The 16,549-nt window shown below is 46.2% G+C and carries 19 protein-coding genes and 1 riboswitch; of the genes, 16 read left to right on the plus strand and 3 right to left on the minus strand.

Annotated elements, in window-relative coordinates; genetic code table 11:
• Positions 1 to 31: 31 nt before the first annotated feature.
• Complete coding sequence (locus AC1S8V_RS08925; RefSeq protein WP_482073324.1) at positions 32 to 1,252, minus strand: NAD(P)/FAD-dependent oxidoreductase; 1,221 nt, start codon at positions 1,250 to 1,252, stop codon at positions 32 to 34.
• Positions 1,253 to 1,349: 97 nt separating this feature from the next.
• Here AC1S8V_RS08925 and AC1S8V_RS08930 point away from each other — a divergent pair, with 97 nt between their 5' ends.
• The 7 genes from AC1S8V_RS08930 (at position 1,350) to AC1S8V_RS08960 (ending at position 5,618) form a co-directional block, all read left to right on the plus strand.
• The gene (locus tag AC1S8V_RS08930) at positions 1,350 to 1,583 is read left to right on the plus strand and encodes a hypothetical protein (RefSeq protein ID WP_047842262.1); all 234 of its coding nucleotides are present in this window, start codon (positions 1,350 to 1,352) and stop codon (positions 1,581 to 1,583) included.
• Positions 1,584 to 1,629: 46 nt separating this feature from the next.
• A complete protein-coding gene (locus AC1S8V_RS08935) occupies positions 1,630 to 2,025 on the plus strand; it encodes a spore coat protein (RefSeq protein WP_124113698.1) in 396 nt (131 codons plus the stop codon).
• 160 nt (positions 2,026 to 2,185) lie between these two features.
• Positions 2,186 to 2,686: an Lrp/AsnC family transcriptional regulator gene (locus AC1S8V_RS08940; protein WP_482073325.1), complete on the plus strand. Its 501-nt coding sequence runs from the start codon at positions 2,186 to 2,188 to the stop codon at positions 2,684 to 2,686.
• Between the two features lie 13 nt (positions 2,687 to 2,699).
• Entirely contained in the window at positions 2,700 to 3,908 is a 1,209-nt protein-coding gene (locus AC1S8V_RS08945) for an aminotransferase class I/II-fold pyridoxal phosphate-dependent enzyme (RefSeq protein WP_145146723.1), read from the plus strand.
• Positions 3,909 to 4,096: 188 nt separating this feature from the next.
• A complete protein-coding gene (locus AC1S8V_RS08950; RefSeq protein WP_186327769.1) occupies positions 4,097 to 4,318 on the plus strand; it encodes an aspartyl-phosphate phosphatase Spo0E family protein in 222 nt (73 codons plus the stop codon).
• A 168-nt stretch (positions 4,319 to 4,486) separates the two neighbouring features.
• Positions 4,487 to 5,038, plus strand: a complete 552-nt coding sequence (locus AC1S8V_RS08955) for a type 2 periplasmic-binding domain-containing protein (RefSeq protein WP_145319815.1) — start codon at positions 4,487 to 4,489, stop codon at positions 5,036 to 5,038.
• Positions 5,039 to 5,075: 37 nt separating this feature from the next.
• Complete coding sequence (locus tag AC1S8V_RS08960; protein ID WP_482073326.1) at positions 5,076 to 5,618, plus strand: bifunctional adenosylcobinamide kinase/adenosylcobinamide-phosphate guanylyltransferase; 543 nt, start codon at positions 5,076 to 5,078, stop codon at positions 5,616 to 5,618.
• Positions 5,619 to 5,712: 94 nt separating this feature from the next.
• On the opposite strand, the gene AC1S8V_RS08965 is transcribed toward AC1S8V_RS08960, so the two are convergent.
• Positions 5,713 to 6,318, minus strand: coding sequence for a DedA family protein (locus tag AC1S8V_RS08965; RefSeq protein WP_482073327.1), 606 nt, complete (start codon positions 6,316 to 6,318; stop codon positions 5,713 to 5,715).
• A 148-nt stretch (positions 6,319 to 6,466) separates the two neighbouring features.
• Between AC1S8V_RS08965 and AC1S8V_RS08970 the strand changes: the two genes are divergently transcribed.
• The 8 genes from AC1S8V_RS08970 to AC1S8V_RS09005 all read left to right on the plus strand — a co-directional run bounded on the left by AC1S8V_RS08970 (position 6,467) and on the right by AC1S8V_RS09005 (position 13,785).
• A complete protein-coding gene (locus AC1S8V_RS08970; RefSeq protein ID WP_482073328.1) occupies positions 6,467 to 7,042 on the plus strand; it encodes a cob(I)yrinic acid a,c-diamide adenosyltransferase in 576 nt (191 codons plus the stop codon).
• Complete coding sequence (locus AC1S8V_RS08975; RefSeq protein WP_482073329.1) at positions 7,039 to 8,022, plus strand: RluA family pseudouridine synthase; 984 nt, start codon at positions 7,039 to 7,041, stop codon at positions 8,020 to 8,022. The genes AC1S8V_RS08970 and AC1S8V_RS08975 overlap by 4 nt, the downstream gene beginning before the upstream one ends.
• A gap of 408 nt (positions 8,023 to 8,430) precedes the next feature.
• Positions 8,431 to 8,796, plus strand: a complete 366-nt coding sequence (locus AC1S8V_RS08980) for an arsenate reductase family protein (protein ID WP_145319805.1) — start codon at positions 8,431 to 8,433, stop codon at positions 8,794 to 8,796.
• Positions 8,797 to 8,935: 139 nt separating this feature from the next.
• Positions 8,936 to 9,829: a 5'-3' exonuclease gene (locus tag AC1S8V_RS08985; RefSeq protein WP_017689620.1), complete on the plus strand. Its 894-nt coding sequence runs from the start codon at positions 8,936 to 8,938 to the stop codon at positions 9,827 to 9,829.
• The gene (locus AC1S8V_RS08990; protein ID WP_482073330.1) at positions 9,826 to 10,941 is read left to right on the plus strand and encodes a phosphodiester glycosidase family protein; all 1,116 of its coding nucleotides are present in this window, start codon (positions 9,826 to 9,828) and stop codon (positions 10,939 to 10,941) included. The genes AC1S8V_RS08985 and AC1S8V_RS08990 overlap by 4 nt, the downstream gene beginning before the upstream one ends.
• 30 nt (positions 10,942 to 10,971) lie before the next feature.
• Entirely contained in the window at positions 10,972 to 11,658 is a 687-nt protein-coding gene (locus AC1S8V_RS08995) for an MOSC domain-containing protein (RefSeq protein WP_482073331.1), read from the plus strand.
• A 71-nt stretch (positions 11,659 to 11,729) separates the two neighbouring features.
• On the plus strand, positions 11,730 to 12,608 hold the full coding sequence (locus AC1S8V_RS09000) for an ROK family protein (RefSeq protein WP_482073332.1): 879 nt from the start codon (positions 11,730 to 11,732) through the stop codon (positions 12,606 to 12,608).
• A 175-nt stretch (positions 12,609 to 12,783) separates the two neighbouring features.
• Positions 12,784 to 13,785, plus strand: coding sequence for an HRDC domain-containing protein (locus tag AC1S8V_RS09005; RefSeq protein ID WP_482073333.1), 1,002 nt, complete (start codon positions 12,784 to 12,786; stop codon positions 13,783 to 13,785).
• 70 nt (positions 13,786 to 13,855) lie between these two features.
• Here the strand turns inward: AC1S8V_RS09005 and corA are convergent, their stop codons facing one another.
• On the minus strand, positions 13,856 to 14,791 hold the full coding sequence (gene corA, locus AC1S8V_RS09010; protein WP_482073334.1) for a magnesium/cobalt transporter CorA: 936 nt from the start codon (positions 14,789 to 14,791) through the stop codon (positions 13,856 to 13,858).
• Between the two features lie 451 nt (positions 14,792 to 15,242).
• Positions 15,243 to 15,367: riboswitch (SAM riboswitch) on the plus strand.
• Positions 15,368 to 15,608: 241 nt separating this feature from the next.
• On the opposite strand from corA, the gene metA reads away from it, so the two are divergent.
• Positions 15,609 to 16,526, plus strand: coding sequence for a homoserine O-acetyltransferase MetA (gene metA / locus AC1S8V_RS09015; RefSeq protein ID WP_253432811.1), 918 nt, complete (start codon positions 15,609 to 15,611; stop codon positions 16,524 to 16,526).
• Positions 16,527 to 16,549 lie beyond the last annotated feature (23 nt).

The raw sequence follows: 16,549 nt of genomic DNA on the forward strand, positions 1-16,549 counted from the left end.
CTGTTTGTATTTGTATTGGTTCAGTTGTTGGTTATACAGGAGATGGTTTACTTGTACGTGTAAGTGAGAATAGATCCATATCAGGGTTCTGCTTGCCCGTAATGGCATCCACAATCAGGGAGGCAGCAATCATACTGTATACGGTACCATTGCCTCCATACCCTTCCACAAAGTACGAATTCGGATAATCTGGGTGTGGACCGATTAACGGAAGACCATCATGGGTGCTGCCAAAGGCAGCTTCCCAAGCGTAATCAACTTCGAGATCAGGTAATGGAAAATACTCGGCAATCTTCTGCAACAAAATCTCACCTTTGTGAACCGCCTTGATGGCCCGTTGCTCTTCTCGAGGACGATTCTCATCCAGTCCACCAGCAATAATTCTTCCGTCTGGAGTCGTGCGCATATATAGATAAGGTCGTTCCGTCTCCCATATCATGCATCGCTTATACCAGCTGCTCAGATCCTGTAGTGGCTTGGTAGCGATGGCATATGTGCTTAGCAGGTATGCGCCTCTGTCCTTTTTGATTTCTTGTGTTTCATAGCCTGTTGCGAAAATAACATGTTTGGCACGTACAGTGCCATGAGGTGTGTAACATAGGACACCATTTTCATCGTAATCACAGTGGGTGAATTCACTATGAGTATAGACTTTAGCTCCTTGACGTGAGGCTGAGTCGAATAGTGAATGAACCAAACGATACGGATTAACCTCAGCATCCCCGCTTGTGTATAGTGCAGCGCGTTTGCTGAACGGGAACAATGAACTGATTTTTTCCTGATCCCACAGCTCTACATCAAATCCATAATGTTTCAGGTTACGATATTCTTCCTCCAGCAACGGTACATCTTCCTCGTGACTGGCGCAATACAGACTTGTGCGAGGCACAAACCAAGGATCAATCTCAAGCTTCGATGAAATCTGTTCAAGATGGTGCATGGCATCACGGCATAATTCGTAGAATCGAACACCGCGTTCTTCTCCAAATGTCTGGATACAAGAGGTGAGCGTTTTGTCGTTCGCATATTGGAGCAGGCCCATATTTGCCATGCTGCTGCCATGACCGATATCTCTTTTGTCAATAACAACGGTATCAATCCCCTGATCTATCAGAAGCTTGGCAGAGAGTGCGCCTCCCATTCCACCACCGATAACTAGGCAATCACAGGACAGATTTTCTTTCAAAACAGGATAATGAGGATGAGAATCAAAGGTGGTTGGCCAGAACGTTTCCCCGTTAATAAGTTCCACAATTAATCACCTCTGTAGAATGTAGTTGAAGTATACTTTTTCAGGTTAGGGTAACAATAAATTCGCAATAACTTTAGATTAAGGAGGTCAGACATACATGCAAAACTCACAAATGCAAGCCCTGAGCCCGAAGGAACTGAACTATATCGCGGATTCAATTTCCAATGAGGAAATGCTGATCAAACAATGTGCAGCTACAGCCTCCATCACACATAATCCGCAAATTCAACAGGCACTGAATCATTATGTTCGCTCACATGAACAGCATCTGAACACGCTTGTCAATGCACTGCAGCAACATCAATCACTTGCACCAGCGCAATCGCAGTAAAGCTCAAAACAATGACAAGTCATTCCAAAGCATAGGAGGAAAATACGTGTACACTCAATCTTTGTCATCTGGTGGGAATTTTATGCAAGAACAAGATTTGTTGAAGTCGATTCTTGCAGATTTAAGACGAACTTCACGTGAATATACAACAGCAACTACTGAATCTTCCTGCCCCACGACCCGTAGAATGTTCAATGATTTAACGAACGATACATTAAGATTGCAAGGTGAGCTGTTCAATCTGATGCAACAAAACAACATGTATTCTGCATCGTCCAAAGCACTTCGACAGGATGTGGATAAACAAATCCAGTCGGCACACCAGACCCAACAGAAGTGTCAGCAATTCATTCAAGAAAAGAACACGCAGAACAGTTCATATAGCCAAGCCCCTAATGTGCCTCAGCATCAGCCGAATTACGGTAACCCTTATTACATGTAACCAGTGGAAAAGAGGTTTGAAGCACCTAACGACCCAGGACCATACCACCGCTTGCCTGAATTCAGGGCAGGCGGTCTTTTGTCTTTGCATCAACGTTAAATTCATGTAATATAAGTATTAATTCATTTTCAGGAACCTGGATGACGCTGGAGGGAAAACCATGAAAGATTTGAACGATCTGCAATTAAAAGTTCTGGATCTGCTAAAGGAAGACGCGAGAAGGACTCCCGCACTGCTGTCGACGCTGCTGGGGGAGTCGGAAGGCAAGATCAAGAACGCCGTGGCACAGCTTGAACAAGACCACGTCATCGTGAAATACGCAACCGTCGTGAACTGGAGTAAAATAGATGATGAGAAAGTAACGGCCCTGATTGAGGTGCAGATTACGCCGGAGCGTGGTCGTGGCTTTGAAGGGATTGCTGAGCGCATTTATCTATACCCGCAAGTGAAGTCCGTATATCTCATGTCAGGTGCATACGATCTGCTCGTTGAAGTGGAAGGTGGCAACCTGCGTGAAGTCGCTAATTTTGTGTCGGAGAAATTGTCTCCGATTGACTCTGTACTTTCAACCAAAACGAATTTTATTCTTAAAAAATATAAGCAGGACGGGATTATCTTTGAAGACCATCAGGAAGACAACCGTCTCATGATCTCGCCGTAAAGGAAGATGTGTCATGATAGTGAATGAACAGACAACCGGGAACAACAAGAATATGACATCTTATCTGGCACCTCTCGTGCAGCAGATACCTCCATCCGGAATTCGCAAATTTTTCGATCTGGTTGGAGACAACAAGGATATTATCACATTGGGCGTGGGTGAACCTGACTTTGTTACACCTTGGCATATGCGTGAAGCCTGTGTATACTCGCTGGAAAGAGGTATGACCAGCTACACATCCAACGCAGGCATGCCGAAGCTGAGAGAAGCCATCAGCGATTATCTGGATACTCAGTTTGATACCAAATACGATCCAAAAGATGAGATTATTGTTACCGTGGGTGGCAGTGAAGCGATTGATCTGGCTTTGCGCGCATTAATTGTACCTGGCGACGAGATTCTCATTCCTGAACCTTCGTACGTGGCCTATTCACCAATCGCTTCGATTGGTGGAGGTATACCGGTCGGTGTTGAAACCTATGCGAAAGATCAGTTCAAGCTAACGGCTGAAGCCCTTGAAGCAGGCATCACACCGAAGTCGAAAGTGGTTATTCTGTGTTATCCGAGTAATCCAACAGGGGCCATCATGACCTATGAAGAGTGGCTGCCCATTGCTGAGGTGATTAAAAAGCATGATCTGATCGTGATCGCGGATGAAATATATGCTGAATTAACCTATACGCAAAAGCATGTCAGCTTTGCAGCTATTCCTGACATGAAGGAGCGGACCATTCTCGTAAGCGGATTTTCGAAAGCTTTTGCAATGACAGGTTGGCGGATCGGTTACATGTGTGGTCACCCTGAACTTATTGCAGCCATGCTCAAAATCCATCAGTATACGGTAATGTGTGCGCCGGCCATGGGCCAGGTTGCTGCACTTGAGGCATTGACGAACGGTCTGGGTGAGAAAGACCGGATGGTAGAATCGTATAATCAGCGCAGACGTTTAATTGTGCAGGGATTTCGGGATATCGGACTCGATTGTCATGAACCTCAGGGAGCATTCTATGCATTCCCGAGTATTCAAAAGACAGGCATGAGTTCGGACCTGTTTGCCGAGCGATTGTTAACGGAGAATAAAGTTGCTGCTGTTCCTGGGAATGTTTTTGGCCCTCAAGGTGAAGGCTTCTTGCGCTGCTCGTATGCTACTTCCGTAACCCAATTGAATGAAGCATTGGAACGAATCGGAAACTTTGTTTACAAAGTGCAAAAAGAGGGGTAATACTAAAATAGAATCTTTTAACAGATGTGATATTGTTAACTCTGGAAAAAAATAACTTTCTTTTACAAAATATTGTGATATAATTTCAATTTGAAATAAGTTTTCATATATTTGGAAACCATTTTTCCAAGGAGGGGTTGGCTTTGTTTTGTGTTGAATATGATTTACCGACTAATCGTGGGCACTATCTGGCAGAAGGCGATCATGGCGACCGATGGTCGGTGAAACCTGATCACGCATCTTTGCATGACATTTCCTTGGAAGATGAGATTCATATGCTTCGTCGCAAGATGGAACAGATCTTCCTTGAAGAGAAATCATTCACATCCGATATTGTAATTGAAATCAGCAGTTTGCTTGATTTAAAGATTAATGAATACATGAAGGCTAATCCGATTAAAGGGAAATGACGTTTTCGCTGGATTTGAAACGTTTCATTAATCGAGTTAGAACAGGAGACCTGAGAGGGTCTTCTTTTTTGTGTGTAGAGCAAGGGGTATCCCCCGATAAGCCAGGTTATTTTTTTGCGTGGAACAATTGTGATATATTGGACATAGGAGACTAAAGGGGGAACTGGAATGAAGAGATTTTGGGGGCTTACAGCGATCATTTCTGTTATTTTTTTGTTGGCTGGTTGTGGGGGTAAGGATGGATTTTCTGTTTTTATCATTGATAACCAAGGAAATCCATCTGTGATCTCGGAGCAGTTGCAGGCCAATCTGCAACAAAAACTGGGCGAGGAGCCCAAGGTGGAAGTGATCACCAGTGCGATGTATGATGTTCAGAAAATAATGGTAGAGTATGCGGCTGGGGGACATGATATCTTCATATTGCCTGAATCCGACATGAAACAATACGGAAGTAATGGTTCCAATGTTCCGCTTGATGATACCTTTGATCCCAAGAAGTATGAACGTGGTGTATTTGAAGGCGGGGTCTTAGTGGAGCAAGGTGAAGGAGATGCAGGTTCAGATCTCAAGCAAGAATCACATCTTTACGGCATTCCACTCGAAGACATGAAGATGTTTAAAGATGTAGAATATGCTGCAAGTAATCTATTTGCCACCATTCCGGTATCAGCTTCCAATGTCGAAGAATCCAAAAAAGTGCTGAAGGCGCTAACAGAGTAAACGAAATACAGAATGGCTATGGAAGGAGGGAAGCGGATTGTTGATTACGGTCACAGGCGGCATAGGTAGTGGTAAAACCCGGTTTGCCCTCAAGTACGCAGCCGGGATTAGCCGGGAGGGTGTATATTTATCCACTGGTGATCATGATCCCGTTATTCCCGAATTGCCATCCGCTCATTATCGTGCCATTCATGCCGGGAACGGTCAGCATCTGACAGAGGTGATCACCCAGATTAATCGGGAATCCAATCTGTTTTTGGCGGATCAGCGAATTGTAATTGTAGACAGTCTTACCTCCTGGATGGCTGCCGGCTTCAGGGCCACAGAGGATCTGAATCACCAGCGTGCAGAGACACAGCTTCTGCTTGATGCATTATTGTCTTATCAGGGGAAGTTGCTTGTGATTACCAATGAAATGCATGGCACATTGCATCCTACAGAGGAAGAACGAATATTTACAGCGAGAATGGCTTCGGTTAACCGGATGCTGCAGACACATGCTGAAAAGATGTACATGCTGGTATCCGGTCTGGCTATCGATCTTAAGCGTCAGGGAATGCGAGATGAAGATGAACGGTAACGAGATGACATAAACGGGTGATATGAAGAAGCCTCCTCGACCACGAAATGGTGGCGAGGAGGCTTTATTTATTTAGTCTATCCTTCTTTTATTTCTACTTTTTGCTACGTCTGATCCACCAGATGATACATCCGATGACAATGATGGCCAAAATAACATACACGATAATGGAATAGACGTCCATAAAGTGCAAAATGCTCGCCCATGATGCGCCGAGCGCAGCGCCAACGGAGACAAGAATAACATTCCAGATCAATGTACCAATGGTTGTAAAGAGAAGGAATAAACCAAATTTCATATTGGACATGCCTGCGGGAATGGAGATAAGACTACGGACGAGGGGAACCATTCGGCAGAATAATACGGTCCACATGCCATATTTGTCAAACCATGCATCGACACGGTGAATATCCTCTTTTTTGATGCGCAGAACATGTCCCCAGCGTTCCACAATTTTTTCAAGGCGTTCGACGTCAATGAGTAGACCAATACCATACAGGATCACAGCACCAAGGACGGAGCCGATGGTAGCCGCAATAATAACACCTGGAAGGGTGAGACTGGTATAGGTGGTCATGAATCCGCCAAACGGCAAGATGATTTCAGATGGAATTGGGGGAAATACGTTCTCAAGAGCAATAATGAGTGCAATGCCTATGTAGCCGTATTGTTCCATGAAATCGGTTATCCAGTTTTGCATAATCGTCTCCTTTACTTTTGGTTTCCTTCGATTTGTCGTATACTCGGCAGAGCACACCAATTCTTATATACGTGTAAAGCGATAGACGGGTTTCTGAAAAAATGGCATTCCCGTATTCATTATTATATTACCAATTGGAGGGATAACGATGGGCATATATACACGAACAGGTGACGAAGGACAGACTTCGGTCATCGGTGGACGCGTCATCAAGGATGATGACCGAGTTGAGGCTTATGGCACGATTGATGAGTTGAACTGTTTTGTTGGCCAGGCGATCAGCCTTATTGACTCTGCTCAGGGGCAATTTGAAGATCTGCGTGAACATTTGCTGGAAGTCCAGCAGGAACTGTTTGATTGCGGGTCGGATCTGGCCTTTGTGCGAATTAGTGAGACCAAATATAAGGTGAGAGATGAAATGGTCACGCGTTTGGAACAATGGATCGACCAGTATGATGCTGAGAATCCAAAAGTGGAACGATTCATTATTCCTGGTGGCAGTCAGCTGTCTTCTGCTCTTCATGTGTGCCGTACTGTATGTCGTCGCGCAGAGCGTCGCACGGTAACACTCGGACAACATACAGATATTAATCCGTCTGTACGACGGTATCTAAACCGACTGTCTGATTACTTCTTCGTGGTTGCACGGACGGCCAATGCGAGACAACAGGTGGCGGACATTGAATATGTGCGGAGCAAAAAAGTATTCCGCCGCAAAGAATGAGCCACTACTATTCGCCGATTGTCTACACGGTGACCGAACAAGAGGATGGCTGGCTGCTGAAGACCGTGCTTCAGCGCCGGTTGCTGGTGTCGCGCAAGCTTTTATCCAAAATCAAGCTGACCGAGCAAGGTGTCATGCTTAATGGAGAACGTGTATACATTAGCGTCAAGGTAGCTGCGGGTGATGTCGTTGAAGTTCGGATGGAGCAAGAGGAATCGGATGATATATTGCCCGAACCTATTCCTTTTACCATTCTGTATGAAGACGAGCACTTGCTTGTTGTAAACAAGGATGCGGGCATCATCGTTCATCCGACACATGGACACTATACAGGTACTTTGGCGAATGGCGTTGTTCATTACTGGAAATCCAAGGGCGAGCGCTTCCGGTTCAGACCGATTCATCGGCTTGATCAAGAGACGTCAGGAGTGCTGGCGATAGCCAAGAATCCTTATGTGCATCAGCATGTGTCTGAACAGATGATTGCTGGAACGGTGGACAAGAAATATATTGCACTTGTGCACGGCAGCCCTGTCCCGAAACAGGGATCAGTGGATGGCCCGATTGATCGTGATCCTGAACAGCCACACCGCAGAATCGTGACACCTGATGGTTACGCTGCAAGAACCTTGTACACAACCTTAACACGTTGGGCAGAAGGCAGCGCCAGTGCGATAAGTCTCAAGCTGGAGAGCGGGAGAACCCATCAGATCCGGGTACATTTGACGTCCATCGGCTGCCCATTAATCGGTGATCGAATGTACAAGACACTACCTGTGCACGAGATCGATGAGCAGACCATGGCTGTTCGGGAAGAACGGGACAGCTGGATCGAACGCCAGGCATTGCATGCTTGTGAATTGACGTTTGAACATCCAATTCTACAGGAACGCATAACGTTCCAGGCTCCTTTTCCACCAGATATGGCTGCGCTAGAGAAGCGTTTGAATGATAAGGCAGCTCCCAGAGAAGAACTGTAGGAAGCTGCGACGAGAGCCTTAGTTCTACACACTGTGTCGAAGTTTCCTTCACTGCCCGTCCTGCTTGGGAGCAACAATGATTGGCTATTCCATGTGAGGGGGGCTTAAGGCACCCGAACAACATGCCGTAGGCTAATCTTTATGGTTCTATGGTTAATGTATTGATGTTTAGCATTTTCATGTTAAATCTTTTGAGATTTCAAATCTTTCAAATCTTTTGAAGCTTTTAAAGATATTAAAGCTGTAAGATTTTGATCCCAAAAAATATAGCGAATGAGTGTTTTTGATCTCATTCGCAAAAATCAGTAAAATTACATGGCGATGGTATCGATTTGGAGCGACTTTTGGATTTGCGAAGCAAACCAAGGGAAGCGACAAGTCGAGACCATCGCCACAGGAGGCAAATCAATGAGCAACTTAAAAGTATATCAATATGCCAAATGCGGCACATGCCGCAAAGCTGTAAAATGGCTTGAAGCTCAAGGACACGAGCTGGAGCTAATCCCTATTTTTGATACGCCGCCATCGGAAGCGGAATTAACCGAGCTGATCCAACAGAGCGGACTGGAAGTGAAGAAGTTTTTTAATACGAGTGGGGAAGTATATAAAGAACAACAATTGAAGGACAAGCTGCCAGGTATGTCAGCCGATGAACAGATTCGTTTACTGGCTTCCAATGGTCGTCTGATCAAACGTCCAATCGTTACGGATGGAGAAAAGGTGACGGTTGGTTTCAAGGAAGAAACGTATGAGCAGGAATGGAATAACGCATAAATATGCTGAATATCAGCCTTGAATTGTTCAAAATTCAGGGCTTTTTTGGCTGAACGATGCTTGGCTGAACTATGCTATAATGATAGAATTAGTTTCGATAATTTATATGCTAGATTTAGATAGGAGAGAACAAATTCAAGTGAATCAACGTAATGAACCTACTTTGTTACTGGTAGACGGTATGGCGGTGTTGTTCCGTGCTTTTTATGCGACATCTGCGAGCGGATATATCAGACGTACAAAGGCAGGATTGCCTACCAACGCAGTCTACGGATTTATCCGTTATTTCTGGGATGCGGTTCAGACTTTTGGGCCAAGTCATGTTGTATGTTGTTGGGATATGGGCGGTAAGACGTTCCGCGGTGAAGAATATGCAGCTTACAAAGGCAACCGGGCCGAAGCTCCGGATGACCTGATTCCCCAGTTTGCCCTGATCCGTGAAGTGATGGATAGCTTGGGTATTCCGAATATAGGTGCACAAGGATTCGAAGCCGACGATTGCATCGGAACGCTTGCTAAGTATTACACCGAAGAGACAGATATGAATGTCATGGTACTGACGGGTGACCATGACATGCTGCAACTGATTAATGACCGCACGAGTATCATTATTATGAAAAAAGGCCATGGCAACTACATGGTGTACAACCCCGAAACGCTCATGGCAGAGAAACAACTTACACCTCGTCAAGTCATTGACATGAAGGGTCTGATGGGAGATGCCAGCGACAATTATCCCGGAGTACGGGGAATTGGTGAGAAAACAGCGTTGAAGCTTGTACAGGAATACGGCTCCATTGAAGGGATTTTGAGCAACATGGATAAACTGACCCCTTCGGTGCGTAACAAGATTGAGAATGATCTGGACATGCTTCATCTGTCCCGCAAACTGGCAGAGATTCATTGTGCTGTTCCGGTTGCCTGTGCGCTGGATATCTGTGAATTGCGTCTTGATCCGGATATGGTGATGGACAAGTTTGAACAACTTGAGATGAAGAGCCTTGGCTCTTGGATGGGAGTGGCAATAGGGTGAGCAACAAGCAGAACGTACGAACAGGCAAAAAGTGGTGGACAGGGGCTATGGCCCTCGTCCTGGCCTTGCCTGTGATTCTTTCGGGAGCAGTAAGTGCGCCACAGACAGTGGATGCCAAAGCAGCAATTAGCACCAAAGTACAGAAAGTAAAAGCAGCAGGACGCAATTTTACCGTGCAGACGGTTACGATTCCAAAAGGAACACCGGTTACTGTGGGACTGGCGAAGAAACAAGTTGGCCAGACGGCAACACTGCCATCGATTGTGAAAGCCTATGGCGCACAAGCAGCCATTAACGGAGCATTTTTTGAAGCGTATAACGGAGCACCAGATCCATATGGCATGTTAATAGCAAATGGCAAGGTCATACATATTGGAAGATACGGAACATCCATCGGATTTAAGGAAGACGGCTCGGCGATCATGGATTCACTTCAGGTGAGCCTGACAGGTAAAGTGACAGATACGAAAGGCAAATCACGCAGTTGGTATGCGACCTTTATTAATCGAACACCTTCAGCGAATGCCAGCATTACAATGTTGTATACGCCTGAACGAGGTGCGACAGTCGGTTTCAAAGGTGGTACTGCGGTTGTCATGGAAAACGGCATTGTGACCAAAAAGGTGCCAAACACCAATGTAGCGATTCCTAAGAATGGCTCGGTATTGGTCTTCACCGGCAATCAGAAGTCTTCTTCGGACCGTTTCACTGTTGGTTCAACCGTAGAAATGAATTATAAGTATACGAACGCAGCAGGCAAAGAGATCCCTTGGCAAGATGTAGTGACCGCTGTTGGAGCAGGACCACGTCTGGTGAAAGACGGCAAGGTAGCTGTAAATCCGGCGAGCGAAGGTTTCAAGGATGCCAAGATTCTTACCGCGTCCGGAGCCAGAAGTGGTATCGCGATCATGGCGGACGGTTCTGTTATGCTGGCTACCGTTTCCGGAGCGACAGTTAAGGAGTGGGCAGCGGTGATGCAGAAACTTGGTGCCAAACAGGCCATGAATCTGGATGGAGGTGCATCCTCAGGCATGTATGCCGGGGGTAAAATGCTGACTTCTCCGGGCCGACTCTTAAGTAATACGCTGGTATTTGGTGGCTCTGTGCGTTAAAAGAAAGTGATTATGGGAGGTATGATGCAAATGACACTCACATCTGATCAAAAGCTGGGGGAAGGCAACACAGCTGTTCTGGCCATTAATGTAGGACTGCCGCGGCCGCTTCCTGGCCAAAAGCGTGAAGTGATGAGCGGCATTGTGAAACATCCTGTATCCGGCGCGGTTTTCCTGTCATTCACTGGAATGACAGGGGATGCGCAGGCGGACCTGGTGCATCATGGCGGACCTGACAAGGCCGTTTGTGTATACGATTACAGTCGTTATCCGACGCTCGAACAACGGATGGATCGCAAGCTGGACTGGGGAGCTTGTGGTGAAAATTTGACGGTTGAGGGCTGTGCCGAAGAAGATGTCCGGATTGGTGACGTGTACGAGTTGGGCGAAGCCACAGTGCAGGTCAGTCAGCCCAGACAACCTTGCTTCAAGCTGGGTGCGCGGTATGATTATAAGGAGCTGCCTGTTTATTTTCAGGAGAGCGGACATACCGGCTTTTACTTTCGTGTATTGCAAGAAGGGGAGGTACGGCCTTCGTCGATATTTCGACGAATCAGCACCGATCCTTCATCCATGACAGTTCTTGAAGCCAATCGAATTATGCATCAGGGGAAAGAAGATGCCGAAGGTATTCGGGCGCTGTTGGCCATTCCTGCGCTGTCAGATAGTTGGAGGCAGACGTTAATGAAACGATTGTCCAAGCTGGGGATGGAGTAGCAGGATAATTATAGTGTCATCAAGTATAGCAATATCAATTCCTTATAAACTAACTTGGGAGTGTGACTAACATGACGATCTTAGGCGCAATTGAAGCAGGCGGAACCAAATTTGTATGTGGTATTGGCACGGAAAATGGAGAAGTTCTTGAACGCGTAAGTTTTCCAACGACAACACCGGAAGAGACAATGTCTCAAGTGATTTCTTTTTTTGAAGGCAAAGGCATTGAAGCTTTGGGCGTAGGTTCATTTGGCCCGATTGATCCGATTGAAGGAAGCCCAACGTATGGTTATATCACAACAACACCCAAACCACATTGGGGACAGTACAACCTGATTGGCAAGCTCAAGGAGCATTTTGATGTACCGATGACATTTGACACGGATGTGAATGGTGCGGCACTTGGAGAAGCAACCTGGGGCGCTGCACAAGGTCTTGAAAGCTGTTTGTATATCACTGTGGGCACAGGCATTGGTGCAGGCGCTGTGGTTGGCGGCAAAATGGTCCATGGATTGTCACATCCAGAGATGGGACATATCATTGTGCGCAGACATCCGGAGGATACATACGAGGGTTTCTGTCCGTATCATGGGGACTGCCTCGAAGGTCTTGCAGCTGGCCCGGCCATTAACAAACGTTGGGAGCAACCGGCTTATGAACTGCCCGCAGATCATAAAGCATGGGAGATCGAAGCACATTACCTGGCACATGCACTGATGAATTATGTTCTGATTCTCTCTCCGCAGAAAATCGTAATGGGTGGCGGAGTAATGAAGCAGGAGCATCTGTTCCCGATGGTTCGTAGCAAACTGCAAGAGTTGCTTGCTGGATACGTTCAGCATCCGGCACTTCAATCTGACATTGACCAGTATGTTGTTTCACCAGGACTTGGTGACAATGCAGGGCTGTGTGGTTCGCTGGCGCTTGCCAAATTGGCGTTGAACAAGTAGAGCAATAAGGGATTGACGAATTTTACCATTGTGGTATGATATGGGCAACAGCATAGCACGGTTAATGAGGAAGCACCTCTCTTGCATGGATTTTGCAGGAGAGGTGTTTTTTGTGCTGCCTGCAGGTAGCATATCTAACTCGTATAAGCTGAATATTCAAAGGGAGGGAACGAAAATGGAAGTCATTTTTATGAACAGATTGTCCAGAATGTCAGATCAGAACGCAGAGTATGCGCAGCTATGGATTGGGGAAGAGGAAGATAGCTGGCAGCTGGGATGGAGCCGCTATGAGGAAGGGGAGCGCGAGGACAGCATCTGGTACGAAGGGACCTCTTGGGAGGAGCTGCTTCATATTTACCGTCATCAGCTTGCCATACAGATGAGTGAGGGGTACCGACCGCAGTTGCAGGGGTTATTTCACGAGAATGATGATCTGAAGTCACGCAGTTATGGTGGGCAGCGACTCCATTGTTACAGTGAACTATACGGCAATGAGCAGTTATACACGGATCTGTGCACATGGCGCAGGAAGAGAGCTGTATCTGATCGGAAGGCACCGTATTTTATTGCAACGAACCGTCTGTTGCGTTTGATCAGTGCCTTTGTTCCGCAGTCGATGGATGAACTGATGCAGCTGCCCGGCGTAGGGGAGAGCAAAGCAACCGAGTATGGTGCGGAATGGATGGAGATTACGAACGGGTTGGAGCGTTCAACGACATTCCCACTGGACTGGGTATACACGGCTCTGAAGGAAGAAGAGTATGAGAGCTGGTTATACAAGCAGAGAGAGCAGAAGTACAAGCAGGAACTCGACAAGTTCACCACGCGCAAGCAGGTGCTTGAAGGCATGAAGGAAGGGTATACGTTAGAAGAGATTGCTAATCGATCCGGATTATCCCGACGCGAATTGATAGAGCTGTTGGAGACACTGGATCTCGAAGGTTATGACACCGATTGTCTTCTTGATGTAGAACTGGCAGTTATGCCTGAGAACGAACAAGAGGCCGTATGGAGTGCGTATGAGGAGCTGGGAGATACGTTCCTGAAGCCGGTATTACATAAGGTGTATGGAGGAGAGAAGCCCGACGGAGGAAGTCTGGAGCAGGTCTATGAAAGATTGCGTATGATTCGAATCCGCTTTCGTCGGCATGCAGAGACAGAGCAGAATGTAGGTTAGGTGTAGGATATAAAAAAAGACGAGGCGGATCTCCAACAGGAGTGCTTCGTCTTTGTTATTTCATACGGGTTCATACCCAGTCTTTCTTGCGGAAAATGAAGAACATGCTCAGACCCAGCGTAACCATCAGGCCAATCACAACAAAATAGCCGTATTTCCAGTTAAGTTCTGGCATATTCGTAAAGTTCATACCGTATATCCCTGTAATGACCGTAAGCGGCATGAAGACCGTAGTAATGGCGGTAAACACACGCATGATCTCATTCGCCCGGTTTGCAATACTGGATTGATAGGCTTCTCGCAAGTTGCCCATCAGGTCGCGGTATGTTTCAAAGGTTTCAGATATTTTGACGGCATTCTCATAGATGTCACTGAAATACTTTTGCAGTTGATCATCAATGAGACGCAGATCTTTTTTGTTCAGTGTGTTAATGACCTCTTTCTGAGGTCCAAGGACTTTCTTCAGCCACAGAATCTCACTGCGTAGCCCGATGATTTCATTCAAATGTGATTTTTTGGTGTGCATCAGAATGTCTTCCTCAAGCTTCTCAATTCGAGCTTCTATTCGGTCACCTACGGTGAAATAATTATCAACAATCAAGTCAACCAGCAAATACAGCAGACGATCGGGTGTACTGATTTCCTGTTCCCACAGGATTGGTTTCAGTGTGCGCAATTCGCTGACCTTCTGTTTCGTAACACTTATAATGAAATGTCTGCCGAGGAACAGGTTGACCGCACGTAGAAAAATCTCTTCATCATCGAAACGAATGCTATTAATCACAATAAAATAATGGTTCTCATAAATTTCAATCTTCGGACGTTGTTCTTCGTCACTGAGACAGTCTTCCACAGCCAGATCATGCATCAAGAACAGCGGCTGAAGTACCGCCAAATCGTCTACATCTGCATCAATCCAGTAAAATCCTTCCGCTGGTGGAGTCAGCGCCTGCTGAATGTCGTCCACCGGAATAAATACACCGTTGTTTACCAACCGGATTTTCATCGTTAATCTACTCCTTCTGCACCCGCCAAGCTGGCGGATATTATCATTATGGGCGCAAAAAGAACAAATCAGCCGGTCGGCAGCGGAGCCTGGAGATCAGGGCTGCGTTCACTTTATAATCAAACGGAAGTTACGTCCCGCTGCCGGCATGCTGATGTCAATTCTCTATGCAGTTTGTCGGAATTCGGCTGCCAGTCAGGCCTCGGGTCGCCATCCATTTAATATGTCACCTCTCACATAAGGGTTTATAACACCTTGTTTAGTATACCGCTGGTACAAGGTGCTTTCAAGCGCAAAAATGTGTCTATTTCGCGCTCTGAGGCAGTGTATGACAACAGATGATGAACGGTTCCGATCTGGAAAGCAGACATTGAACTGCACCTTGACGTGAGGGCATTAATGTAATAAAGTAGACGGTGAACCATATTCAATTACAATCTAATACAGCGAAATCTTATCAAGAGTAGGTGGAGGGACTGGCCCGATGAAACCCGGCAACCGGCGGTATACCGCACGGTGCTAATTCTTGCAGCGACCAAGTGCCCAATTGGCACTGTTGTAACTGAGAGATGAGAGAGGCGCATATCTATTTACATATGACCTTTCTCGAAATCCGAGGAAGGTCTTTGTCATATGCCCCGACTTCTCAGCAGTGATTTTCGCTAAGGAACTTGAGGTTGTCTGTAACTTTCTTTGGATGGACGTGTAATCCAATATATGTAGACAAACTCATGGCAGCCTATAACTGTATTGATGTGGACACATCAAGCCAGCGGTAGCTGCATCTATCAATGCACAAGGAGGAGTTAGACTTACCATGCCAATCAAAATACCTGATACTCTGCCAGCAAAAGAAGTACTTGAAGGAGAGAATATCTTCGTCATGGATGAAACTTCTGCTTACCAGCAGGATATTCGTCCACTCCGTATCGCTATATTAAACCTGATGCCTACAAAGGAAACGACGGAAACACAATTGCTTCGTCTGGTGGGAAATACACCCATTCAGGTGGATGTCGTTCTGGTACATCCCAAATCCCATACGTCAAAGAATACGTCTCAGGAATATTTGGATTTGTTCTATAAAACCTTCGATGAGATTGAGCACCGCCGTTTCGATGGCATGATTATTACGGGTGCCCCAGTGGAACAGATGGATTTCGAAGACGTGAACTATTGGAATGAAATCCAGGAGATCTTCGAATGGACCAAAACCAATGTGACTTCAACCCTGCACATATGTTGGGCTTCCCAGGCAGGTTTATACCATCATTTTAACGTACCCAAGGTTGCACTTGATGAAAAGTGTTTTGGCGTTTTCCCACATACCATCAACAAACCCCATGTTCCGTTGTTGCGTGGATTCGATGAAGTATTCAACGTCCCACATTCCCGTCATACGGAAGTGAGACGCGAAGATATTGAAAAGAATGAGAATTTAGAGATCTTGGCTGAATCCGAGGAAGCCGGTATCTTCCTGGTTGCCACCAAAGACGGCAAACAAATTTTTGCCACAGGACATGCCGAATATGACCCATTCTCATTAAAGTGGGAGTATGACCGGGATGCAGCGAAGGGTTTGGATATCGCATTGCCTAGACATTATTATCCGAATGACGATCCTTCCCGTGTGCCACCGGCTACTTGGCGCGCTCATGCCAACTTATTATTCTCTAACTGGCTCAATTACTATGTGTATCAAGAAACACCTTACGATATTGGCCCGCAAATTTAATCGAAATTACAGGAGGATGCAGC

Source organism: Paenibacillus sp. B46(2026) (assembly GCF_056786355.1).

What these genes read in the sequence shown, in the direction of transcription:
- AC1S8V_RS08930 (WP_047842262.1), top strand. Translation starts at nt 1,350, where the DNA reads ATGCAAAACTCACAAATGCAAGCCCTGAGCCCGAAGGAACTGAACTAT.
- AC1S8V_RS08940 (WP_482073325.1), top strand. Translation starts at nt 2,186, where the DNA reads ATGAAAGATTTGAACGATCTGCAATTAAAAGTTCTGGATCTGCTAAAG.
- AC1S8V_RS08945 (WP_145146723.1), top strand. Translation starts at nt 2,700, where the DNA reads ATGATAGTGAATGAACAGACAACCGGGAACAACAAGAATATGACATCT.
- AC1S8V_RS08955 (WP_145319815.1), top strand. Translation starts at nt 4,487, where the DNA reads ATGAAGAGATTTTGGGGGCTTACAGCGATCATTTCTGTTATTTTTTTG.
- AC1S8V_RS08965 (WP_482073327.1), bottom strand. Translation starts at nt 6,318, where the DNA reads ATGCAAAACTGGATAACCGATTTCATGGAACAATACGGCTACATAGGC.
- AC1S8V_RS08970 (WP_482073328.1), top strand. Translation starts at nt 6,467, where the DNA reads ATGGGCATATATACACGAACAGGTGACGAAGGACAGACTTCGGTCATC.
- AC1S8V_RS08975 (WP_482073329.1), top strand. Translation starts at nt 7,039, where the DNA reads ATGAGCCACTACTATTCGCCGATTGTCTACACGGTGACCGAACAAGAG.
- AC1S8V_RS08980 (WP_145319805.1), top strand. Translation starts at nt 8,431, where the DNA reads ATGAGCAACTTAAAAGTATATCAATATGCCAAATGCGGCACATGCCGC.
- AC1S8V_RS08995 (WP_482073331.1), top strand. Translation starts at nt 10,972, where the DNA reads ATGACACTCACATCTGATCAAAAGCTGGGGGAAGGCAACACAGCTGTT.
- AC1S8V_RS09000 (WP_482073332.1), top strand. Translation starts at nt 11,730, where the DNA reads ATGACGATCTTAGGCGCAATTGAAGCAGGCGGAACCAAATTTGTATGT.
- AC1S8V_RS09005 (WP_482073333.1), top strand. Translation starts at nt 12,784, where the DNA reads ATGGAAGTCATTTTTATGAACAGATTGTCCAGAATGTCAGATCAGAAC.
- corA (WP_482073334.1), bottom strand. Translation starts at nt 14,791, where the DNA reads ATGAAAATCCGGTTGGTAAACAACGGTGTATTTATTCCGGTGGACGAC.
- metA (WP_253432811.1), top strand. Translation starts at nt 15,609, where the DNA reads ATGCCAATCAAAATACCTGATACTCTGCCAGCAAAAGAAGTACTTGAA.